We start from the raw sequence: 20,604 nt of genomic DNA on the forward strand, positions 1-20,604 counted from the left end.
GACCAACGTTCAGCCGCCCAGAGCGCCCGCCACGGTGCGTTCACCAATCGCCAGGCCCACGGTCATGCCTACGCCAGAGTGCATCACCGCCACCGTCGTCGCGGCATCCACGGGCATCACCGAGAACGGCGCTGGGCCATGCGTGCCGTAGACGCCCTGCCAGCGTTCCAGCACACGCAAGCGCGCACCCAGCGCCTGCGACGCGAGATCCAGCATAGCGTTGTCGACGGCTTCATCATTGAACGGAAAGGCATCTTGCCCGTAGCGATGCGAATCGCCAATGATCAGCTCGCCATAAGGCGTGGGACTGATCAGCAGATGGATACCGTTATCCAGCAGCATGGGGGTACGCGCCTGAATCACGTCACGCAAAGCTTGCGCCGATGGCAGATCTGAAAACGCGCCGTAATGCACGCAAGACAGCCCTGTCAGCAGCGGGCAGTCGAGCGCAATGGAGTCGCTCTCGAATGCCGCGCGCAGCATCTGCAAGCGGGTGACTTCCAGATTCAGCGGCGCAAAACGCTCGGGCAACAAGGTCAGATAGTCATGCCCTGGGCAGACGAAGACATGCTTGCCTTGGAAGTCTCCTGCCGTGGTGCCGACCAGACCGTTTTCCACGGCGCGCGCAAGCGTACCGGTGATGAAGGTGACCCCCAGCGATTCTGCCAGGTACGCGGTGATGGCCGGCAAGGCTTCGCGGGAGTAGATCTGCAAGTCGTCGTGCCCACGCAAAGCCATGCAATGATGCGCCAGCCTGCCATCGTACAGACCGGCCACGCCGCGCGCCGAGAGCAGTTCGGCGCGATAGCCTTCCTGCTGCAAACGCGTGTCTGCGAACTCCTGCAACACCTCGGCCTCGTCCGCATTGCGAGCCAGCACCAGCGCGCCGTTTGCGCGCACATGGAAGCCCGCCTTGCCAGCCAGGTCCAGCCACAGTTCACGCGCCTGCTGCGCATGCGACAGCATCATGCCGGGCGCCTGGCCCGTCACAATCACCTGACCAAAGTTGCGGATCGTGGCGCCATGCGCCTGACGGCTGCGCTCGATCACGGCTACCGACAGGCCGCGTTTGGCGGCTGCCCAGGCGTGCGCGATGCCTAGCATGCCCGCGCCCACCACGATTACGTCGTAAGTTTTCATCTCAGAAACACAGCAAGAGGGATAGCAGGGAAAGCGCCCCCGGGACGCTTCCCGATTTGCGGCGAAGCCACAAAGCTCCGCCGCGCCGGCACAGGCTTACTTCTTCTTGGGCTCGGACTTGCCGTCGTAGCGCTTGGTCCATTCGGCGATGATGCGTTCACGATTCGTGGCGGCCCACACGAAGTCGTTCTTGATCATGCGCGTGGTCAGGTCAGCCGGCAGATTCGGGTTGACCGTGGCGATGGACGGAATCGCCAGCACGGCGAAGTTTGCCTTGTACAGCTCGTTGGCTTCACGGCTGGCAGAGAAGTCAGCCAGTTTGCGCGCGGCTTCCAGGTTCTTCGTGCCCTTCATGATGGCGGTCGCTTCCACTTCCCAGCCCAGACCTTCGGACGGGAACACGGCTTCGACCGGCGCGCCATCGGCCTTCAGCTTGGCGGCGCGGTAGTCAAACGACACGCCAATCGGGAACTCACCTGCCGCAGCCATATTGCAAGGCTTGGAACCCGAGTGCGTGTACGAACCGATATTCTTGTGCAGGGCGTCCATGTAAGCCCAGCCCTTCTCTTCACCAAAAATCTGCAACCAGGCGCTGACGTCCAGGAAACCCGTGCCAGACGAAGCCGGGTTCGGCATGACGATCTTGCCGGCGTACACCGGTTTGGTCAGGTCTTGCCACGACGTGGGCTTGGGCAGCTTTTGCTTTTCAGCTTCGATGGTGTTGAAGCAGATGGCAGCGGCGAAGCCGTCCATGCCGACCCACGACGGTTCAGCCTTGGCGTCGCGCATGTTCGCCGAGATCTGGTCCAGGCCCTTGGGGGCGTAGGGCTGCAACATGCCTTCCTTGTCCATCAGGCCCAGCGCCGTACCAGCCAGGCCCCAGATCACGTCCGCCTTGGGGTTGCTTTTTTCGGCCAGCAGCTTGGCAGCGATGATGCCGGTGGAGTCGCGAACCCACTGGATCTTGATGTCGGGGTTGGCCTTCTCGAACGCAGCCTGATAGGCCTTGATCTGGTCGGCTTCGAGCGCGGTGTAGACCGTCAGCGTGGTCTCGGCGGAGGCGGCGCCCATCACGCCCGTCAGGGCGGCGGCCAGTGCAAGCAGCTTGTAGCGATTCATGAGGAACTCCGTGGGTGAGCGGAAAAAAAAGGGTGAACAAGGTCCCCACGGCTGGCGGATGCCAACCGCGGTGCGCGGTGCAAAAAGAGTTGATCCGGCGAGGTGCCGGGAGCGAAAGGCTTAAATCAAGGGCGTTGACCTCGCGCCAGACGAGCTTCAATGTCAACGATTACGTCGGGCAGGTCGGCCACCGTGTCGATCAGGTAATGCGGCGCGGCAGGCGACAGTTCCTGGCCAGCCTGTTCGCGGGCCCGTTCGCGGCCCGCTTCGTTCAGGCTCAGATATTCATCCAGCGTCAGGCCGGCGGCATTGCCGGACAGCAACAGGCCCACCGTCCACATGCCGGCGCGGCGCCCTTCCTCGATGCCGGGGGCGGTGTCGTCAACCTTGATACATGCAGCCACGTCGGACAGCCCCAGCTCCACCACATTTTTCAAGGCCATGGCGGGCGCGGGACGGGCGCGCGGCACGTCATCGCTGGCAACAATGCAGTCTGGCTCCAGACCTTCCGAGGCGGCGCGTTCTACGACGCGGCGCATGACGCTGTCTGGATACCCGGAGCAGGAACCGATCTTCAAACCGCGCTGGCGCAAGGCGCGCAGCAGTTCCGCTGCGCCGGGAATGGCCGCGGAATATTGCGCGACTTTCTCCAGCTGCATCGGCAGGAAACGGTCATAGATAGCGGTGACATCGTCGTCGGTAGGCAAGCGGCCAAATTGCGCTTCGTATTGACTGGCAATGGCGGGCTGATCACACAAGGCGCGGATATGGTCCCACTTGCCCATGCCCATGGGGCCGCGCGCTTCCTTCAGCGAGACATCCATACCGAACTGCGAGAACGCATCCACGAAAACCTTGGTGGGTGCGAACGAGCCGAAATCGACCAGCGTGCCGGCCCAATCAAAGATCACCGCTTCCAGCTGGACGGGCAAGGGAGAAACAGTCATGACAGTCATCCTAGAAATATTCGTTCAAAGCACTGCGGGGCGGCGCCATGCCTGGCTGCGCGCCACCAACGCACGGCTGGCCAAGTGCAGGAGCAGCGACGCGACGGCGGAACTGGCCATGATCACCGTGCACATGGCGGCGGCGGGGCCGATAAAGCCGGCGTCATCCATATTCAGCACCGCAACCGCAGCCAGCACCGTGGACGGGCTGTACAGAAACACCACGGCCGACACGGTCGTCATCGCGGAAACAAAGAGGTAGCGGGCAACGTCCAGTGCAGCGGGCAGGCACATCGGCAGCGTCACGCGCAGAAACGTCGTCATGCGCGGCACCTTCAGCGATGCCGAAGCAGCCTCGAATTCAGGGTCGAGTGCGTTTAGCGCCGTTGCCGCCGTCAAATGTGCGCTGGTGTAGAAGTGGACGACGGTGCACAGAACCAGCAGCGGCATCGTTCCGTACAGCATGTTCAGCGGGTTCATGAGGCTGTTGAAAAAGAAGATGTAGCCCAAGCCCAATACCAGGCCAGGCACCGCCATCGGCATCAACGCCAGCATGCTGACCATTCCGCGCAAGCCTCGCGCCACCGCACCGCGTGCCGGCACTTTCTCCATCATCCAGGCGCCCACAAAAACCACCAGCGTGCCGATCAATGCCGTGCAGAAAGCCAGTTGCAGGCTATTGCGCCAGGCCAGCCAGCCGCCCCCGTCCATATTGTCGAAGTCATACGAACGCAGCGACATCGACAAGTTGTACGGCCACATCTTCACGAATGAGGCCCACACCGCCACGCCAATGATCAGCAGCAGGAACGCGGCCAGCACCCCGGCCAGCGTCAGAAAAGCAGCGTCGCGACGGCGGTTTTCGCCTGCGGCATACGGCTGGGCGCGGCCGCTCATCTGAGCGCCCTGACGGGCGCGCAGGCGGCGGTCCAGCACGAACGTCAGCAAGGCCGGCAGCAGCAGCAAGATGCCAATTGCCGCGCCCTTGGGAAAATTCTGCTGGCCGACAACAGCCTTGTACGCTTCCATGGCCAGCACGTTGTAATCGCCGCCCACCACCTTGGGCACGCCAAAGTCCGTGACCGTCAACGTGAACACGACGCAGCAAGCCGAGAACACGGCATAACGCGTGCCAGGCAGGGTGACGGTCAAAAACGTGCGCCAGGAGTTTGCGCCCATGGCGCGTGCGGCGTCATACAAGCGCCCGTCCGCCAGCGTCAGGCCCGTCAACAGGATCATGAGCGCATGGGGAAACGTATAGAAGGCTTCGCCCACAACAATGCCCCAGAAACCGTAGATGGTCGTGCCGCCCATCAGCCCTTTCAGCAAGCCTTGATTACCCAGCAGGTACACCAGCGCAATCCCCGGCAGCAGCGACGGCGCCAGCAACGGCAGCAAGGCAATCGTGCGCAACAAGCCCTTGCCCGGCAGACGCGTACGCGTCAAGCCGTAGGCAAATCCGTAGGCGCACGGCACGACGAGCAACGTCGTCACGATACCCACGGTCAGGCTGCGCCCGACCATGCTTAGAAACCCATCCGCGCCGATGATGGCGCTGATGACCGACAAGCCCGCCCAAGCTCCGTCGGAGTCTGTCACGGACTTGGCCAGGATCGCCGCCAGCGGCAACGCCAGAAACAGCAACAAGCCCAGCACCAGAGCGCCCTGCCCAACGGTCAGGCCCAATGATCCAATCCAGCCGGGCAGCGGGCGGCGGCCCAGAACAAGCGCCGGGGCGGCTATGGGTGCGGACACAGGCTCCCCTGCGGTAGACGTACGGGTCATGGCCGAATCAAGCGTAGGTACGAATCGCATGGCGCGGCAGCTCCACCCAGCAACGGCCGGCAGCGTGAGGGCCCAACAGGGCGTCCCCGATTTCAGGAGATACGATGGAATGCACGGTCGAACCGGGCACGCCTTCCAGACGCAAGGCCAAACGGTAGCCCCGGCCCAGGAACACGCCATCCAGCACGTCGGCCAGCATGGAATTGGGTTCTTCGGGGCGCGTCATGCTGACCCGCACGGCCTCTGGCCGCACGAAGAGCTTGCCGGCCTGCGTGCCCAGCGGCGCATCCACCCCCAACTCCTGGCGGCCGACGCGGGCCCGGTGGGTGTCGATGCGTTCGAACGGCAGCCAGTTCGCTTCACCCACGAAATCGGCGATAAAGGCGGAGCCCGGCTGACGGTACAGTTCGCGCGGCGTGCCGTACTGCTCAATGATGCCGCCGTTCATGACGGCGATACGGTCGGCCATGACCATGGCTTCTTCCTGATCATGCGTCACCATCAACGTGGTGATGGACAGGCGCTTTTGGAGAGCCCGCAATTCGATTCGCAGGTGTTCACGCACGCGGGCGTCCAGCGCCGACATGGGTTCATCCAGCAACAATAGGGACGGCGACGGCGCTAAAGCGCGCGCCAAGGCCACGCGCTGCTGCTGGCCGCCAGAGAGCTGTCCCGGGTACTTTTCGGACGCACCTGCCAGCCCGACCAAAGTCAGCATCTCTTCGACCCGGTTGGCAACGTGCTTGCGATGGGCGCGCTTGCCGCTCAGGCCGTAGGCCACGTTCTGGGCCACGGTCAGATTGGGAAACAAGGCATAGGACTGGAACAAAATGCCGTAATCGCGCTCTTGCGGCTCGGCGTGCGAAATATCGCGGCCAGACAGGACGATGGTGCCGCTGTCCTGGCGTTCCAGGCCGGCAATGGCGCGCAGCAACGTGGTCTTGCCGCAACCGGACGGGCCCAGCAGGCACACCAGCTCTCCGGCGCGAATGTCGAGCGAAACGTCGGACAGCGCAGTGTGGCTGCCAAATCGCTTCACAAGATTCTGCACTGATAGAAAGGCGGTATCGGGTTGGGGCATGGTGCCTCCGGTCTGGGAACGAAGGCAGTATGGAAGCCGCGTATTGAGCGTTTATGACACTTCGCGCAAATGCAGTAATAAAAACATCAAATTATTTTGGTGTACTGGCGGTCTTGCGCATTGCGTCCATTTCCTGCCCCCCATCATCGTGCTTGTCGCCGAACTCAAATCCTTCTACGCCGTGGCTCGCTGCGGCACCGTCACCAAGGCTGCCGCCCAACTCGGAGTCAGCCAGCCCACGGTGACTGGGCAACTGCGCCAGTTGGAGTCCCGTTACGGCGTCGAACTGTTCCACCGGCAGGGCCGCGGCATGCGGCTGTCGGATGCAGGCCACAGTTTGATGCCCATGGTCGAAAAACTGGTGCAACAGGAAACCGAGATCGATTTCCGGCTGCGCGACGCCAGCGACCTGCGCGAAGGCAACCTGCGTATCGGCGCCACCGGCCCCTTCTACATCATGGACACCGTGCGCCGTTACAACCAGCGTTATCCCGGCATTGATCTGACGCTGACGATAGGCAACTCGCAGACCATGCTGCAAGCGCTGCACGACTACCGCATTGAGATTGCCACGTCATCTTTTCTAATGGATGACAAACATCTGTTTCGCCGGATGATCGCGGCGGACCCCATCCGCGTCGTCACGCACCGGGATCACCCATTGGCACGCCGCAATCACGTCCGGCTAGCCGACCTGGCCGACCATGCCGTGCTGTTGCGCGAACCGGGTTCCATGACACGGCAACTGACCGAAGACGCCTTGCAGGCGGCTGGCGTCACAGTGCGCCGCACCTTGGAGATCGGCAGCCGGGAATCCATCCGGCAGGCCATTCTGTGCGATTTGGGTATCAGCCTGATTCCTTCGCGTGAAATCCCGTCCCATCCCGATCTGGCCGCTCTGGACATCCACGGCGCCGACATTGTGATGAACGAATACCTGTATTGCCTGCGCGAGCGCCAACCGGTGCAGCTTATCGCGCGCTTTCTGGAGATGGCGCCGGCAGCCGGCTGACCGCTAGCGGTCACTGCCCGCCCCTCCCCCTTGCGGCCACTCAGGAGACAACCATGGCCTTGACCTTGCAAGATATTGAGCTGCTTTTCCTGGAACGGGGGCACCGTTCCTATCATGGCGAATCCGTCAGTCATTTGCGCCATGCGCTGCAAACGGCGGCACTCGCCGAGCGCCACGGCGCCAATGCCCAACTTATTACCGCCTGCCTGCTGCATGACCTGGGCCACTTGATCGCCGACGGTCCAGGCACGCCCACGCTGCGCGGCGTTGACGACAAGCACCAGTACTTTGTGCTGCCCTTTCTGCGCGGCCTGTTCAGCTCCGCCGTGCTGGACCCGATCCGTTTGCATGTGGAGGCCAAACGCTACCTCTGCTACGTGGAACCGCAATATGAAGCGTCTCTGTCGGAGGATTCCAAGCGCAGTCTTGCCTTGCAAGGCGGCAGTTTCGATGCGGGCCAGGCAGTCGACTTTGCGAGCATGCCGGGCGCGCCGGATGCGATTCGTCTGAGGCGCTGGGATGACATGGCCAAAGTGCCGGGGCTGGCTACACCGCCGTTGGACCATTTTCTGGAGATCGCCGAAGGCGTCTCCAGCCGGGTGAAGCTGGCGGCGGTCTGGTAATAAAAAGTCAAAAGCCAGGGCATGTGCCCTGGCTTTTTTGTCACCGGCATCAGGCCAGCCGTACTAAGCGCCCTTGGCTACCGGACGCGACGGGTCGCTGCACCACTCGCTCCACGACCCCGGATACAGGCGCGAACCCGGCAAACCCGCGATTTCCATGGACAGCAGGTTGTGGCAGGCAGTAATGCCCGAGCCACACTGGTGCACGATGGAAGCGGGGTCGCGCCCGTCCAGCAGGCTGGAGAATTCCGCACGCAGTTGCTCTGCGGTCTTGAAGCGGCCATCGGCTTGCAGGTTTTCGCCGTTGGGTCGATTCAAGGCGCCCGGGATGTGGCCCGCCACGGGGTCCATGGGTTCGACTTCGCCGCGATACCGGTTGGCTGCGCGCGCGTCGATCACCGTGAAAGCAGGCTGGGCGATATTGTCCAGCACCGCGCGGGCGTCCACCGAACCGGCCAGAGAGGCACCGGGTTCTACCGGCTTGCCTGCCTGCACAGCGGGCGCTGCGTCTTGCGATGCAGGCAAGCCAGCGGCCACCCACGCCTGCCAGCCGCCATCCAACACGGCCACCCGGTCATGGCCCAGCCACCGCAGCATCCACCACAAGTGCGCGCCATACATGCCGCCGCTGGCGTCATACGCCACCACCAGGGTTTGCGGCGTCACGCCGTGCGCCGCCATCAGCGCGCCAAATTCGGCACGGGACGGCAAGGGGTGTCTGCCGTTCTTGCCGGTACGCGGCGCAGCCAGTTCAGTCTCGTGGTCCAGGTGACGCGCGCCCGGGATGTGGCCGGCGTCATACGCCTGACGGCCGGCCGCGTGATTCGTCAGATCGTGCCTCACATCGAACACCCGCACATCGGGCGCATCAAGGCGAGCCGCCAGATCCGCGGCGGAAATCAGTGTCATCGTCATTCGGTGTGCTCCTGGTGCGAGAGGCGCGGGTCAGCCTGATTTCGGATCGCGCATCGTGCGCCATACCGACAAGAGGCCCGCGGAAATGATCAAACCCATGCCGGCCCAGGCCAGACCGTCCAGATGGTCGCCCCAGAAACCCATGCCCAGCAGGGCTGCGAAAATAATGGTGCTGTATTGCAGCGCGGCCGTCAGCAGCGCCGATCCCATGCCAAAGGCGCGGGTCATGGCCAACTGGCCGAACATGCCCGCCACGCCAACGCCGAAAAGTGACGCATAACCCTGCCAGTCGGCCTGGCCCCAGCCTTCAAAAGCCAGTCCTGCAAAGCTCGACGCACAAACCGCCACGGAAAAGAACAGCACGGTGCGCCACTCGGGTTCGCCGATGCGGCCCAGTTCGCGGATCTGCATCATGGCAATGGCCGACATGGCGCCAGCGCCCATGCCCATCACCGCGGCCAGCCATTGGTCTTCATTGATACTGGGCCGCAACACGGCGATCACGCCCAGGAAACCCAGCGCCACCGCCGCAATACGTACCGGATCGCGCTGCGCGCCGCCCCAGCCCAGCATCCAACAGGCAATGAACAGCGGTGCGGTGTAGTTCAAGCTGGTCGCAGTAGCCAGCGGCAGATGCGAGATGGCGAAAAACCCCAGCCACATCGACGTCACACCCGACACGTTGCGCCAGATATGGAGCTTCCAGCTGGTCGGAATGATGGATTGGCGGCCGGCGCGGGCCCACATCAGCAGCAGGATGACGGAAGGGAGGCCGCGGAAGAGCACGATCTGCGGCAGCGACGCGCCGTGCTCGGTGCCGAGCTTCACGAACGACCCCATGATGGCGAACATGGCGGACGCCAGCAACATCCAAAGTGCCTGCATTTGGGGGTCTACGCTAAGGGAAAAGTGGGGTGGAATAAGGGAAAGCGATACTATACTCTCCGTCACCGGGAGCGGTGCCGGCGAGTCGGGGAACTGGCGGGCCGCCGCCTAGTCCAACCGGGGTATTTTCCGCTCGCAGAGGAACATAAAAAACATGAAACGCATTGTCCTGTTCGTCATCACCAACCTGGCCGTCATGCTCGTGCTGTCGGCCACGCTGCGCATTCTGGGCGTAGACCGCTACATCACGGCCAATGGCCTGAACTTGAATGCCCTGCTGATTTTCTCGGTTGTCGTGGGTTTCACGGGCGCGATCATCTCGCTCCTGATCAGCAAGCCCATGGCCAAATGGAGCACCGGCGCGCAAGTGCTGGACCCGAACGCCCCCCGCAGCCAGCGGGAAGCCTGGCTGGTTGAAACCGTGCACCAGTTGGCCGACCGCGCCGGCATCGGCCGCCCGGAAGTCGCCATCTATGAAGGCGCGCCCAACGCATTTGCCACCGGCGCATTCAAGAACGACTCGCTGGTTGCGGTGTCGACGGGACTGCTGGAAAGCATGACCGAAGAAGAAGTCGCTGCGGTGCTGGCGCATGAAGTTGCCCACATCGCCAACGGCGACATGATCACCCTGACCCTGATCCAGGGCGTCGTGAACACCTTTGTCGTGTTCCTGGCTCGCGTCGTCGGCTACTTCATCGACCGCGTCGTGTTCAAGAATGAACGCGGCATCGGCCCGGGTTACTACGTCACCGTGCTGGTCTGTGAGATCATTTTCGGCATCCTGGCCTCGATCATCGTGGCCTGGTTCTCGCGCCAGCGCGAATACCGTGCCGACGCCGGTTCCGCCCACCTGATGGGCGCCCGCGAACCGATGATGCGTGCCCTGGCCCGCCTGGGCGGTCTGGAACCGGGCGACCTGCCCAAGTCCTTTGAAGCCTCGGGCATCACTGGCAAGGGTGGCCTGTCCGCCATGTTTGCCTCGCACCCGCCAATTCCGGCCCGCATCGCCGCGCTGCAAAATGCCCGCGTGATCTAAACACCGCTTCCGCAGCAAAAAGCCCTTCGAAATTATTCGAAGGGCTTTTTTTTGCCGCTAAGTACGGTCCCGGACGATCAGCACTCGACGATGTTCACCGCCAGGCCGCCACGGGCGGTTTCCTTGTACTTGGTCTTCATGTCAGCGCCCGTTTCGCGCATGGTCTTAATGACGGAATCCAGCGACACATAGTGCTGGCCATCGCCCCGCAGCGCCATCCGGGCCGCATTCACGGCCTTGATAGAGGCCATGGCATTGCGCTCGATACAGGGGATCTGCACCAAGCCGCCCACCGGGTCGCAGGTCAGGCCCAGATTATGCTCCATGCCGATTTCGGCCGCGTTCTCAACCTGCTCGACCGTGCCGCCCAGCGCCGCAGCCAAGCCGCCTGCCGCCATGGAACACGCCACGCCCACTTCGCCCTGACAGCCGACCTCGGCGCCGGAAAGCGACGCGTTGTACTTGTAGAGCAGCCCGATGGCGGCAGCCGTCAGCAAAAAGTCGCGCACGCCCTCGCGGTTGGACCCTGGAATGAAACGGTCGTAATAGTGCAGCACGGCTGGAATGATGCCCGCCGCGCCATTGGTCGGCGCGGTGACAACCCGGCCGCCAGCCGCGTTTTCTTCGTTGACCGCCATGGCATACAGGTTGACCCAGTCCATGACGGACAACGGGTCCGACAGCGTACGTTCGGCGCGCTGTGTCAGGTTGCGATATAGCTCTGGCGCACGGCGGCGCACCCGCAACGGGCCGGGCAACTCGCCATCCGCCTCGGGGTAGTTGATGCCGCAACCTCGGGCCACGCAGTCCTGCATCACTTGCCAGATGCGATCCAGGCCACCCGCCACTTCGGAGGCATCGCGCCAGGTCAACTCGTTTTGCATCATCAATTGCGCCACCGACAACCCGCTCTCGCGGCACATCGTCAGCAATTCGCGGCCCATGCGGAACGGATACGGCAGTTGATTATGGGCGGCGATGACCTGGCTATTGGACGCGCCGGCCGTCACCACGAAGCCGCCGCCCACGGACAGGTAGCGGGCTTCGCGCAGCGACTCGCCGTTGGCGTCATAGGCGTGAAACTTCATGCCGTTAGGGTGTTCAGCCATCGCCTCGCGGCGGTAGAACACCATGTGCTCTTTTTCCACGAAGGGAACGGAATACTTGCCCAGCAGCGGCAGCAGGCGGCTGGCACGCACTGACGCGACCATGCCGGCGATGGCGGCCGGGTCCACCGTGTCGGGGGCTTCACCCATCAAGCCCAGCAGCACGCCCTTGTCGGTGCCGTGCCCTTTGCCCGTGGCGCCCAACGAGCCATAAAGCTCGGCGCGGACGTGGGCAACGCTGGGGATCAGGCCATCACGCTCCAGGCCTTGCGCAAACAACAGAGCGGCCCGCATGGGCCCCACCGTATGGGAGCTCGACGGGCCTATGCCTACTTTAAACAGATCAAATACAGAAACGGCCACGCAAAACTCCAGAACATCAAAGAATAGTCAGGCAATGATACGCGCAGCCCAAGCCGCCCGCAGTAAAGACCCCCGGGGCGTATCCTGTATCGCGGCAACGGGTTTCACGCTCAGGTCAGGCATGCGATCATTACAGAATTATTTCTTGTCATAAAAAGAATGGAAACACCCTAGGATGTCCGGACTTATTACCCTGCTTGACTTCGCCGGCTACGTCGCGCTCCTGTTGTGGGGCGTGCATATGGTCCAAACCGGCGTCCAACGCGCATTTGGCGCGGCGCTCGGGGCGGCGCTGGGCAAAGCGCTGGGCACCCGCTTACGCGCCTTTGCCGCCGGCCTGGGCATCACCGCCGCACTGCAAAGCAGCACCGCCACGGGCCTGATGATCACCGGCTTCGCGGCTGGCGGCGTGGTTGCCCTGGTTCCAGCCCTGGCCGCGATGCTGGGCGCCAACGTCGGCACGACGCTGATCGTGCAATTGCTGTCGTTCGATCTGACCTCGCTCGCCCCCATTTTGATCCTGGCGGGCGTCTGGATGTTCCGCCGCTACCCGCCGGGCCGCACGCGCGACTTGGGCCGGGTGTTTATCGGCCTGGGGCTGCTGCTGCTGTCGCTCCACCAGTTGGTCGAGCTTTTCGAGCCATTCCAAACCGCGCCGATGCTGGGCATGATCCTGGACGCGCTGGCCACCCAGCCGGTGGCCGCCGTGCTGTTGTCAGCCGCCTTTACCTGGGCGGCGCACTCCAGCGTAGCAGTGGTCGTGCTGGTGATGTCCTTGGCCAGCCACCATATGGTGGCGCCGCACGTCGCCTTTGCGCTGGTGCTGGGCGCAAACCTGGGCACCGCCATCAACCCCATGATCGAAGGTGTAACCGGCGACGACCCGGCCGCCCGCAGGCTGCCCTTGGGCAATTTGCTGACCCGGGTGCTGGGTGTGCTGGCCGGCCTGGTGCTTTTGCCGGTGCTGCAACCCCTGATGAGCGACATGGCCAGCGACCCGGCGCGCGCCGTCGCTAACTTCCACACGCTGTTCAACGCGGTCATTGCCCTGGTCTTCCTGCCCATATTGACACCCTATGCGGCGTTGCTTACGCGCTGGCTGCCCAAACGCGCCGACCCGAACGATCCATCCCGCCCCCAATATCTGGACGAATGGGCGCACGATGTGCCGGCCGTCGCCCTGGGTAACGCCGCTCGCGAAGCCCTGCGCATGGCCGATATGGTGCAGACCCTGTTGCTGTACGCGCGGGCGGGTTTCAAGCGCGACAACCGCCATCGCATGGTGCAGGCGCGTCAGCTGGATGCGGCTCTGGACAAGCTGGAGAACGCGATCACGACCTACCTGGCCACGCTGGACCAGGAAAACATGACGCGCGACGATATCCAGCGGATGGACGACATTCTGGCTTTCACAAGCAATATCGGCCACGCGGGCGACATCGCCCATCACGGCTTGCTCAGCCATGTCGCCAAGCTGCGCAAGCAAGGCTGGACCTTTTCGCCCGAACAACGTTCCAGCCTGGACGACACCTTGGGCCAACTGATCTCCAACCAGCGTACTGCCGCCGCGCTCTTCGTGAATGACGACTTGCGTCAGGCTCGCGCGCTGGCAGGCGAAAAAGCGCGTTTCCGCACAATCGAGACCCAAGCTGCCGACACACACCTGCAAAAGATCAAGGCCGGCCAAGTCGACGCCGCCGAAGTGGGCGCGCTGTACTTGGACATCCTGCGCGACATGAAGGGCATCAACTCCCATCTCGTGGGTGCCGCCGCCTATCCGCTGCTAGCCCGCCACGGCGAACTCCTGCCCAGCCGCCTGCGCGAAGCCGGGAATTGAGCTGAAACGAAAAACTGGACCCAAGGGTCCAGTTTTTTTTCTAGTGCGCTCGTACGAAGAACGCTACGCCTTCCATCACAAATAGCGCTTGAACCACTCCAGCATCCGGCGCCAGCCATCCTGCGCCGCTTCGGGCTTGTAGCTGGCCCGGTAGTCCGCCATAAACGCATGGTCGGCCTCGGGATACACAACAAATTCCGATTGCTTGGCTGCGGCGTTGCCAGCGGCCAGCTTGGTCTTCATTATTTCAATGTCGGCCACAGGGATACTGCCATCCTTGGCGCCGTACAGGCCCAACACCGGCCCGTTCAACTCATTGACCACGTCATAAGCCACGCGCTTGATCAGCGGGCCATGACCCACGCTGAGCTTGCCGTACCACGCCACGGCAGCCCGCACATTCGGATTGTGCGCGGCATACATCCAGGTCAGGCGTCCGCCCCAGCAAAAGCCAGTTACCGCCACGCGCTTGGCGTCGCCGCCGTTCTGCGCAGCCCAAGCTACGCTGGCGTCCAGATCGGAAAAGACCTGTTCGTCCGGCACTTTGCTGACCAATTCAGAGATGAGTTTGGGAATATCGGTGTAGACCGAAGCGTCGCCCTGGCGTTCGTACAGATTGGCGGCAACGGCCAGATAGCCGGCTTTGGCAACCCGGCGGCAGATATCCTTGATGTGCTCATGGATGCCAAAGATTTCCTGCACCACCAGCACGATCGGCAAGTCGCGGCGGCCTTCTGGCGCGGCGAAATAGGCATCAATCGAGCCATCAGCCACGGGAAGCTTGAAATCCCCGTGGACGAGGCCTTGCGTATCGGTATGGATGACAGTGGGAGCGACGTTACCGGCGGCGGCGGAAAAACTCATGGAGAACTCCTGTGTGGGATCAACTACGGCCAGGTATCCCGCCAGCTCCCCCGCCCTAGTGCGAGTGGGAATGTTCCACATGGGCCGCGCCGTGGCCGGCTTCGGCCTCATGCTCATGCCCATGATGCATCAGCGTCGTCACGCTGTAGATCAGCGCGACGCCAACACCCACCAGCAGCAATTGGGGGACAGCATCGGAAAGAGATACCCGTTCATGCATCTGCGGCATCAGGTCGGCCACCGAAATGTAGAGGAAGCTGCTGGCAGCCACCACCAAGATATACGGCACCCAGTCCTGCGCCTGCTGGAGCACGAAGTACCCTATTATGCCGCCCACGGCTGAACACAAGCTGGTAAACAGGATCAGTGAAAAAGCGCGGCGGCGCGCCAGGCCTGCATTGAGCAGCACGACAAAATCGCTCAATTTGTGGGGCACTTCATGCACGATGATCGATGCCGCAGTCAGCACGCCCAATAACGGGTCCGTCAGGAAGGCGGCGGCCACCAGCACACCGTCGCAGAGGTTGTGCAGTGAACTGCCCACCAGAATCAGCATGCCGCCCCGGCCCGCCTCATGATGATCATGGCCCTTGTGATGATGATGCCCGTCGCCTTCATGGTGATGGCTGTGGCGCAGCAGAGCGATCTTCTCCAGAACAAAGAATCCGATCAGGGACGCCAGCATCAGCGCAAAGAGCGTATGCGCATCGGCCACCCCGCCTTCAAAGGCCTCGGGCAGCAAGTGCAGCAGCGCCACCGACAGCAACACCCCCACGGACAGGCTCACCATGTGATGCAGATATTGGGCGAACACCTTGTAGGCCAGCCAACTGGCGACAAAGACGGCGATAAGGCCACCGGTAACGGTGGCAAGCAAGACCCAGAGCAGCAACATGTTGGGGACGCAATATAGGCGGAGTGAAGTGCAACATTATATTGTTGCAATCCAAAAAGCGGAAATGGGCCGCGCAGCGGCGGCCCATCAGTACGACAGCGGAGCGAGCCTGTCCGGTTTCAGTGAGCCTGTTCCCAGTTTTTGCCCATGCCTACCTCGGCCACCAGCGGCACGCGCAGTTCAGCCACGTTGCACATCAAGCGCGGCAGGGCTTCCTTGACCAGTTCAAGCTCGGCGTCAGGCGTTTCCAGCACCAGTTCATCGTGGACCTGCATGATCATGCGGGTTTGCAGTTTCTCGGCTTCCAGCCAATCCTGCACCGCCACCATCGCCATCTTGATCAAGTCGGCCGCCGTGCCCTGCATAGGCGCATTGATGGCCGCGCGTTCGGCGCCTTGCCGGCGCGGACCCGAGGCGCCGCGGATCTCCGGCAGTTGCAGCCGGCGTCCGAAAACGGTTTCCACGTAACCCTGTTCGCGCGCCAAGCGGCGGGTATCGTCCATATACATCGCCACGCCGGGATAACGGGCGAAATAGCGGTCGATATAGGCCTGCGCCGCATCACGCGTGATGCCCAGGTTAGACGCCAGTCCAAACACGCCCATGCCGTAGATCAGACCGAAATTGATGGCCTTGGCGGCACGGCGCTGTTCAGACGTCACGTTTTCCAGAGACACCCCAAACACTTCCGACGCGGTCGCCCGGTGAATGTCCTCGCCTGCGGCAAAAGCGCGTTGCAGGTTGGCGTCATCGGACACGTGCGCCATGATGCGCAGTTCGATCTGCGAATAGTCCGCCGACAGCAGCAAGCCCTGCTCGGCGATGAACGCCTCGCGCACGCGCCGTCCGGCCTCGGTGCGCACCGGGATGTTCTGCAGATTGGGGTCCGACGATGCCAAGCGGCCGGTGATGACCGCGGCTTGCGCATAACGCGTATGCACACGCCCCGTATCGGGGTTGATCATGCGCGGCAGCTTGTCCGTGTAGGTGGACTTCAGCTTGGACAGGCCGCGGTATTCCAGCAGCACCTGGGGCAGCGGATAGTCCAGCGCCAGCTTGCTCAATACGTCTTCGTCGGTAGACGGCGCGCCGCTTGCGGTCTTGCGGACCACCGGCAACTGCATACGCCCGAACAGGATTTCACCCAATTGCTTGGGCGAATTCAGATTGAAGGGCTGCCCGGCCAGTTCATAGGCCTTCTGTTCCAGCAGCAGCATTTCCTGGCCCAGCTTGTGGCTCTGGCGCCCCAATTCCGCTGCGTCCACCTTGACGCCGTTGCGCTCGATGGTGGTCAGCACTGCCGAGACCTGCATCTCAAGCAGATAGATGCGATTTAACCCTTCGTCCGCCGACACCATCGGGCGCAGCACCTGATGCAGCTGCAAGGTGAAGTCTGCGTCTTCCGCGGCGTAGTGCCCCGCCTTGTCGACGGCGACTTCATCAAAGCCGATCTGCTTGGCGCCCTTGCCGCAAAGGTCCTCGTAGGACACTCCGCTGCGGCCCAGATAGCGCTGCGCCAGCTCGGTCAGGCCCACGCCGCGATGCGACTCCAACACGTAGGCTTGCAGCATCGTGTCGTCAGTCACGCCCGCCAGCTTGATGCCTTCGTTGGCGAACACATGCGTGTCGTATTTGGCGTGATGTAGCAGCTTGGCGCGGGAGGCGTCTTCCAGCCACGGCTTCAGGCGGGCCAGCACCTCGGCCTTGGGCAATTGCGGGGCGTTGTCCGGACCACGATGGGCTACCGGGATATAGCAGGCGACGCCAGGTTTTACCGACAGCGACAGGCCCACCAGCTTGGCCTGCATCTGATCAAGCGATGTGGTCTCGGTATCCAGCGCCGCGAGCGGCGCGTCCTTCAGTCGCTCGACCCAGGCGTCGAATTCGGTCCAGTCGGAAATGATGCGGTAGTCCACTTCGGTCGGGGCCGCGGGCGCCTCGGCAGCGATTCGCGCATCGCCCGTGGGCACGCGCTCAGTGTCGCCCGTCAGGTCACGCAGCCAGGTGCGGAACCCGTAACGTTCATACAGTTCAGTCAGCGTGGCGTCGTCGCGTTCACGCGGCGTCAGATCGTCCACGGTTTCCACGTGGCCGGCCAGATCGCAGTCGTACTTCACTGTCAGCAGTTGGCGCGTCAGCGGAAAATTCGGCATGGCTTCACGCAGATTGCTGCCGGCCACGCCCTTGATCCCGTCGGCGTTTTCGACAAGCTTGTCGATCGAACCGAATTCCGACAGCCATTTAACCGCCGTCTTGGGACCGACCTTGGTTACGCCGGGTACGTTATCCACGGTATCGCCCACCAGCATCAGGTAGTCCACGATGCGGTCGGGCGGCACGCCGAATTTGTTGACGACGCCGGGCTCGTCCAGCACTTCGCCTGTCATGGTGTTGACGAGCGTGACATGGCTGTTGACCAACTGGGCCAGATCCTTGTCGCCTGTCGAGACGATGGTGTGCACGTCCTGCTCGGCAGCCCGCTTGGCCAGCGTGCCGATCACGTCATCAGCTTCTACGCCTTCGATCGCCAGCACCGGCCAGCCCAGCGCCCGCACGGCGCGATGGATGGGCTCGATTTGTGCTGCCAGGTCTTCCGGCATGGGGGGGCGGTGCGATTTATATTCCGGATACAAATCGTCCCGAAACGTCTTGCCGCGAGCATCGAATATACATGCGGCATACTCTGCCTTATGGTCAGATACCAGCTTGCGCAACATATTCACCACGCCGTAGAGCGCACCCGTGGGTTCGCCTTGCGCGTTGCGCAAATCAGGCATAGCGTGGAAAGCGCGGTACAAGTAACTTGACCCGTCGACCAGTAATAAGGTTTTTTTCATGGTTACAAAGGCAGATATGGCAATAACTGCGGAAACACCCGCCAACAAACAAATTCCGCTGATTATGTCAGAGATACGGACGGCGGCAGACGAGCTCGCACACATCGGGCCCGCGGTCAGCGTCTTTGGCAGTGCACGAGTCAGCCGGAACTCCCCCCACTATGAAACCACCGTCGCCATTTCGGCCGCGTTGGCCGGCGCCGGTTTTGCGGTGATTGCAGGAGGCGGCCCGGGCATCATGGAGGCCGCCAATAAAGGCGCGTTCGAGGCAGGCGGCACCAGCATCGGGCTGAACATCAGCCTGCCGCACGAAGCGCACAACAACGAATACCAAACCATCAGCCTGTCGTTCGAATATTTCTTTTCGCGCAAGGCCACATTCTTCATGCACAGCTTCGCCTATGTGGCGATGCCGGGCGGTTTTGGCACCCTGGACGAGCTCTTCGAAGCGTTGACGCTGATCCAGACCGGCAAGGTGCCGCCCGCGCCCATCGTGCTGGTAGGCAGCGAATATTGGTCTGGCCTGGTGGAATGGCTGGGTGGCCAGGTTTTGGCCAATGGCATGATTGGCGCGCACGACCTCGATCTTTTCATCATCGAGGACGACCCCATCAAGGTCGTGCGCCGTGTCGTGGAATTCCACGAAAAGGTCAATTCAGACGCGCAGTACGCTCCGGCCATGCCCGCCTGAATGCGGTAAACGCGGCGTGGGGCCTCATTTACGCATGAATGACGGCACCACGTCTGCGGGAATCGGGCACACATAAGGTTGCCCCCGGCGCGCCTCCAGCAGCTCTTGCCTGGCGCGGGCCAGCGCCTCGGGCTGCGTATACAGGTCAGCGGCGGTGGCCGCGATGACCTTGGCCGCGTGCACCATGCCCTTGTGCGCCATGGACATCTTGCCTTGCGCCACCATCTGCCATGAATGGAACGGTGTGCCGTAGGCGTAACATGCGCCCCAGCATTGCGCGGTGGGCGTCACCCAACTGACGTCACCCACGTCCGTCGATCCGTAAGTGATTTCCGTCTTGCTGGCGTCAAAAGCCGCCACGCCTGAGAACAGCGGCGTCGGGTTGCGCAACACGGCGCCCAGATTCTTGCCTGCGTTATCGATATCGTCTTCGCTGATCACGTCCCACATGCGGCGTGCCGTCTGCTCTTCACCCGCGGTATAAGCCGGGCCTTCCAGCGCCACCATATTGGCGTACATGACCTTGTTCAACTCGCTGTTGGGCATGTAGTTGGAACACGCCTTGTCGAAAACGATATCGAGCTGGCAGTCCGTCATCAAGGCCGCGCCACGCGCCACATTCTTGACGCGTTCATAGAGCTCGGCTGCTTGCGAATTGATGGGCGCCCGCACCAGGTACAAGACCTCTGCGCGCGCCTGCACCACGTTGGGCGAAATGCCGCCGCTGTTGGTCACGGCGTAATGCACCCGCGCATCCGGCACCATGTGCTCGCGCAGATAATTCACGCCCACATTCATCAATTCCACTGCGTCCAACGCGCTGCGGCCCAAATGCGGCGAGTTCGCGGCATGCGCGGCAATCCCGCGAAAGCGGAAATACGCCTGAATATTGGCCAGCGACGACTGATGAAAAATTCCAGTGTGGGACGCCGGGTGCCAGGTCAGTGCAGCATCCACGTCATCAAACAATCCGGCCCGCGCCATGAAGGTCTTGCCCGAGCCGCCCTCTTCCGCGGGACAGCCATAGAAGCGGATGGTGCCGGGCAGTCCGTTGGACGCCAAGAACTCCTTCACGGCCACCGCAGCAAAATGCGCGGCAGTGCCCAACAGGTGATGGCCGCAGCCATGTCCATTGCCGTTGGGCGTTTCCGGCGACGGCTGGCAAGCGTAAGCACCGCTTTCCTGGCTCAAGCCGGACAGCGCATCGTATTCGCCCAGAATCGCAATGACTGGCCCGCCCTCTCCCGCCTCCGCCACGAAGGCGGTAGGTATGCCGGCAGCGTCCCGCGTAATGCGAAACCCCGCCTCCTCCAGCATCGCGATATGCAGTTCAGCCGATTTGTGCTCGTCGTACCGCAGTTCGGCCAGGCTCCAGATGCGGTCACTCAGTTCTGCGTAACGCTCGCTGCGCGCGTCGATAAACGGCGCGAGTGTGTCGATGGCACCCATTGCATCTCCAGTGGTTAAG

17 protein-coding genes are annotated in these 20,604 nt (G+C 62.6%); 5 read left to right on the forward strand and 12 right to left on the reverse strand.

Features of this window, described 5'->3' with window-relative positions; genetic code table 11:
- Positions 1–9: 9 nt before the first annotated feature.
- The 5 genes from RAS12_RS14085 to RAS12_RS14105 all read right to left on the reverse strand — a co-directional run bounded on the left by RAS12_RS14085 (position 10) and on the right by RAS12_RS14105 (position 6,072).
- A complete protein-coding gene (locus RAS12_RS14085; protein WP_306950933.1) occupies positions 10–1,140 on the reverse strand; it encodes a TIGR03364 family FAD-dependent oxidoreductase in 1,131 nt (376 codons plus the stop codon).
- A gap of 96 nt (positions 1,141–1,236) precedes the next feature.
- Positions 1,237–2,259, reverse strand: coding sequence for a putative 2-aminoethylphosphonate ABC transporter substrate-binding protein (locus tag RAS12_RS14090; protein ID WP_306950935.1), 1,023 nt, complete (start codon positions 2,257–2,259; stop codon positions 1,237–1,239).
- Positions 2,260–2,384: 125 nt separating this feature from the next.
- Positions 2,385–3,215, reverse strand: coding sequence for a phosphonoacetaldehyde hydrolase (gene phnX / locus RAS12_RS14095; protein WP_306950937.1), 831 nt, complete (start codon positions 3,213–3,215; stop codon positions 2,385–2,387).
- 15 nt (positions 3,216–3,230) lie between these two features.
- Entirely contained in the window at positions 3,231–5,021 is a 1,791-nt protein-coding gene (locus RAS12_RS14100) for a putative 2-aminoethylphosphonate ABC transporter permease subunit (RefSeq protein WP_306950939.1), read from the reverse strand.
- A complete protein-coding gene (locus RAS12_RS14105; RefSeq protein WP_306950941.1) occupies positions 4,999–6,072 on the reverse strand; it encodes a putative 2-aminoethylphosphonate ABC transporter ATP-binding protein in 1,074 nt (357 codons plus the stop codon). The genes RAS12_RS14100 and RAS12_RS14105 overlap by 23 nt, the downstream gene beginning before the upstream one ends.
- A gap of 148 nt (positions 6,073–6,220) precedes the next feature.
- On the opposite strand from RAS12_RS14105, the gene RAS12_RS14110 reads away from it, so the two are divergent.
- Together RAS12_RS14110 and RAS12_RS14115 are read left to right on the forward strand one after the other, a co-directional pair.
- Positions 6,221–7,084: a LysR family transcriptional regulator gene (locus tag RAS12_RS14110; RefSeq protein ID WP_306950944.1), complete on the forward strand. Its 864-nt coding sequence runs from the start codon at positions 6,221–6,223 to the stop codon at positions 7,082–7,084.
- 53 nt (positions 7,085–7,137) lie between these two features.
- A complete protein-coding gene (locus RAS12_RS14115; RefSeq protein WP_306950945.1) occupies positions 7,138–7,707 on the forward strand; it encodes a phosphonate degradation HD-domain oxygenase in 570 nt (189 codons plus the stop codon).
- 63 nt (positions 7,708–7,770) lie between these two features.
- Here RAS12_RS14115 and RAS12_RS14120 read toward each other — a convergent pair whose 3' ends face one another.
- Together RAS12_RS14120 and RAS12_RS14125 are read right to left on the reverse strand one after the other, a co-directional pair.
- Positions 7,771–8,622, reverse strand: coding sequence for a sulfurtransferase (locus RAS12_RS14120; RefSeq protein WP_306950947.1), 852 nt, complete (start codon positions 8,620–8,622; stop codon positions 7,771–7,773).
- 30 nt (positions 8,623–8,652) lie between these two features.
- Complete coding sequence (locus tag RAS12_RS14125) at positions 8,653–9,507, reverse strand: DMT family transporter (RefSeq protein ID WP_306950949.1); 855 nt, start codon at positions 9,505–9,507, stop codon at positions 8,653–8,655.
- Positions 9,508–9,661: 154 nt separating this feature from the next.
- On the opposite strand from RAS12_RS14125, the gene htpX reads away from it, so the two are divergent.
- The gene (htpX, locus tag RAS12_RS14130; protein ID WP_306950950.1) at positions 9,662–10,543 is read left to right on the forward strand and encodes a protease HtpX; all 882 of its coding nucleotides are present in this window, start codon (positions 9,662–9,664) and stop codon (positions 10,541–10,543) included.
- 77 nt (positions 10,544–10,620) lie between these two features.
- Here htpX and RAS12_RS14135 read toward each other — a convergent pair whose 3' ends face one another.
- On the reverse strand, positions 10,621–12,012 hold the full coding sequence (locus tag RAS12_RS14135) for an L-serine ammonia-lyase (protein ID WP_306950952.1): 1,392 nt from the start codon (positions 12,010–12,012) through the stop codon (positions 10,621–10,623).
- A gap of 175 nt (positions 12,013–12,187) precedes the next feature.
- Between RAS12_RS14135 and RAS12_RS14140 the strand changes: the two genes are divergently transcribed.
- Entirely contained in the window at positions 12,188–13,849 is a 1,662-nt protein-coding gene (locus RAS12_RS14140; RefSeq protein WP_306950954.1) for a Na/Pi cotransporter family protein, read from the forward strand.
- Between the two features lie 75 nt (positions 13,850–13,924).
- Here RAS12_RS14140 and RAS12_RS14145 read toward each other — a convergent pair whose 3' ends face one another.
- From RAS12_RS14145 to polA, 3 genes are all read right to left on the reverse strand, one after another.
- Positions 13,925–14,713 carry a dienelactone hydrolase family protein gene (locus RAS12_RS14145; RefSeq protein WP_306950955.1) on the reverse strand — a complete coding sequence of 263 codons (789 nt, stop codon included), beginning with the start codon at positions 14,711–14,713 and terminating at the stop codon, positions 13,925–13,927.
- 55 nt (positions 14,714–14,768) lie between these two features.
- Positions 14,769–15,608: a ZIP family metal transporter gene (locus tag RAS12_RS14150; RefSeq protein WP_306950957.1), complete on the reverse strand. Its 840-nt coding sequence runs from the start codon at positions 15,606–15,608 to the stop codon at positions 14,769–14,771.
- 119 nt (positions 15,609–15,727) lie between these two features.
- A complete protein-coding gene (gene polA, locus RAS12_RS14155; RefSeq protein ID WP_306950959.1) occupies positions 15,728–18,445 on the reverse strand; it encodes a DNA polymerase I in 2,718 nt (905 codons plus the stop codon).
- Between polA and RAS12_RS14160 the strand changes: the two genes are divergently transcribed.
- Positions 18,444–19,136: an LOG family protein gene (locus RAS12_RS14160; protein WP_503366821.1), complete on the forward strand. Its 693-nt coding sequence runs from the start codon at positions 18,444–18,446 to the stop codon at positions 19,134–19,136. The two genes, polA and RAS12_RS14160, sit on opposite strands and share 2 nt — an antisense overlap.
- A 24-nt stretch (positions 19,137–19,160) precedes the next feature.
- On the opposite strand, the gene RAS12_RS14165 is transcribed toward RAS12_RS14160, so the two are convergent.
- A complete protein-coding gene (locus RAS12_RS14165; RefSeq protein ID WP_306950961.1) occupies positions 19,161–20,585 on the reverse strand; it encodes a M20 family metallopeptidase in 1,425 nt (474 codons plus the stop codon).
- Positions 20,586–20,604 lie beyond the last annotated feature (19 nt).

Source organism: Achromobacter seleniivolatilans (assembly GCF_030864005.1).
Lineage (GTDB): Bacteria > Pseudomonadota > Gammaproteobacteria > Burkholderiales > Burkholderiaceae_B > Achromobacter > Achromobacter seleniivolatilans.

Bases quoted from the DNA above. Each gene is read 5' to 3' on its own strand.
- RAS12_RS14085 (WP_306950933.1), bottom strand. From the start codon at position 1,140: ATGAAAACTTACGACGTAATCGTGGTGGGCGCGGGCATGCTAGGCATC.
- RAS12_RS14090 (WP_306950935.1), bottom strand. From the start codon at position 2,259: ATGAATCGCTACAAGCTGCTTGCACTGGCCGCCGCCCTGACGGGCGTG.
- phnX (WP_306950937.1), bottom strand. From the start codon at position 3,215: ATGACTGTCATGACTGTTTCTCCCTTGCCCGTCCAGCTGGAAGCGGTG.
- RAS12_RS14100 (WP_306950939.1), bottom strand. From the start codon at position 5,021: ATGCGATTCGTACCTACGCTTGATTCGGCCATGACCCGTACGTCTACC.
- RAS12_RS14105 (WP_306950941.1), bottom strand. From the start codon at position 6,072: ATGCCCCAACCCGATACCGCCTTTCTATCAGTGCAGAATCTTGTGAAG.
- RAS12_RS14115 (WP_306950945.1), top strand. From the start codon at position 7,138: ATGGCCTTGACCTTGCAAGATATTGAGCTGCTTTTCCTGGAACGGGGG.
- RAS12_RS14120 (WP_306950947.1), bottom strand. From the start codon at position 8,622: ATGACGATGACACTGATTTCCGCCGCGGATCTGGCGGCTCGCCTTGAT.
- RAS12_RS14125 (WP_306950949.1), bottom strand. From the start codon at position 9,507: ATGCAGGCACTTTGGATGTTGCTGGCGTCCGCCATGTTCGCCATCATG.
- htpX (WP_306950950.1), top strand. From the start codon at position 9,662: ATGAAACGCATTGTCCTGTTCGTCATCACCAACCTGGCCGTCATGCTC.
- RAS12_RS14140 (WP_306950954.1), top strand. From the start codon at position 12,188: ATGTCCGGACTTATTACCCTGCTTGACTTCGCCGGCTACGTCGCGCTC.
- RAS12_RS14145 (WP_306950955.1), bottom strand. From the start codon at position 14,713: ATGAGTTTTTCCGCCGCCGCCGGTAACGTCGCTCCCACTGTCATCCAT.
- RAS12_RS14150 (WP_306950957.1), bottom strand. From the start codon at position 15,608: ATGTTGCTGCTCTGGGTCTTGCTTGCCACCGTTACCGGTGGCCTTATC.
- RAS12_RS14160 (WP_503366821.1), top strand. From the start codon at position 18,444: ATGGTTACAAAGGCAGATATGGCAATAACTGCGGAAACACCCGCCAAC.
- polA (WP_306950959.1), bottom strand. From the start codon at position 18,445: ATGAAAAAAACCTTATTACTGGTCGACGGGTCAAGTTACTTGTACCGC.
- RAS12_RS14165 (WP_306950961.1), bottom strand. From the start codon at position 20,585: ATGGGTGCCATCGACACACTCGCGCCGTTTATCGACGCGCGCAGCGAG.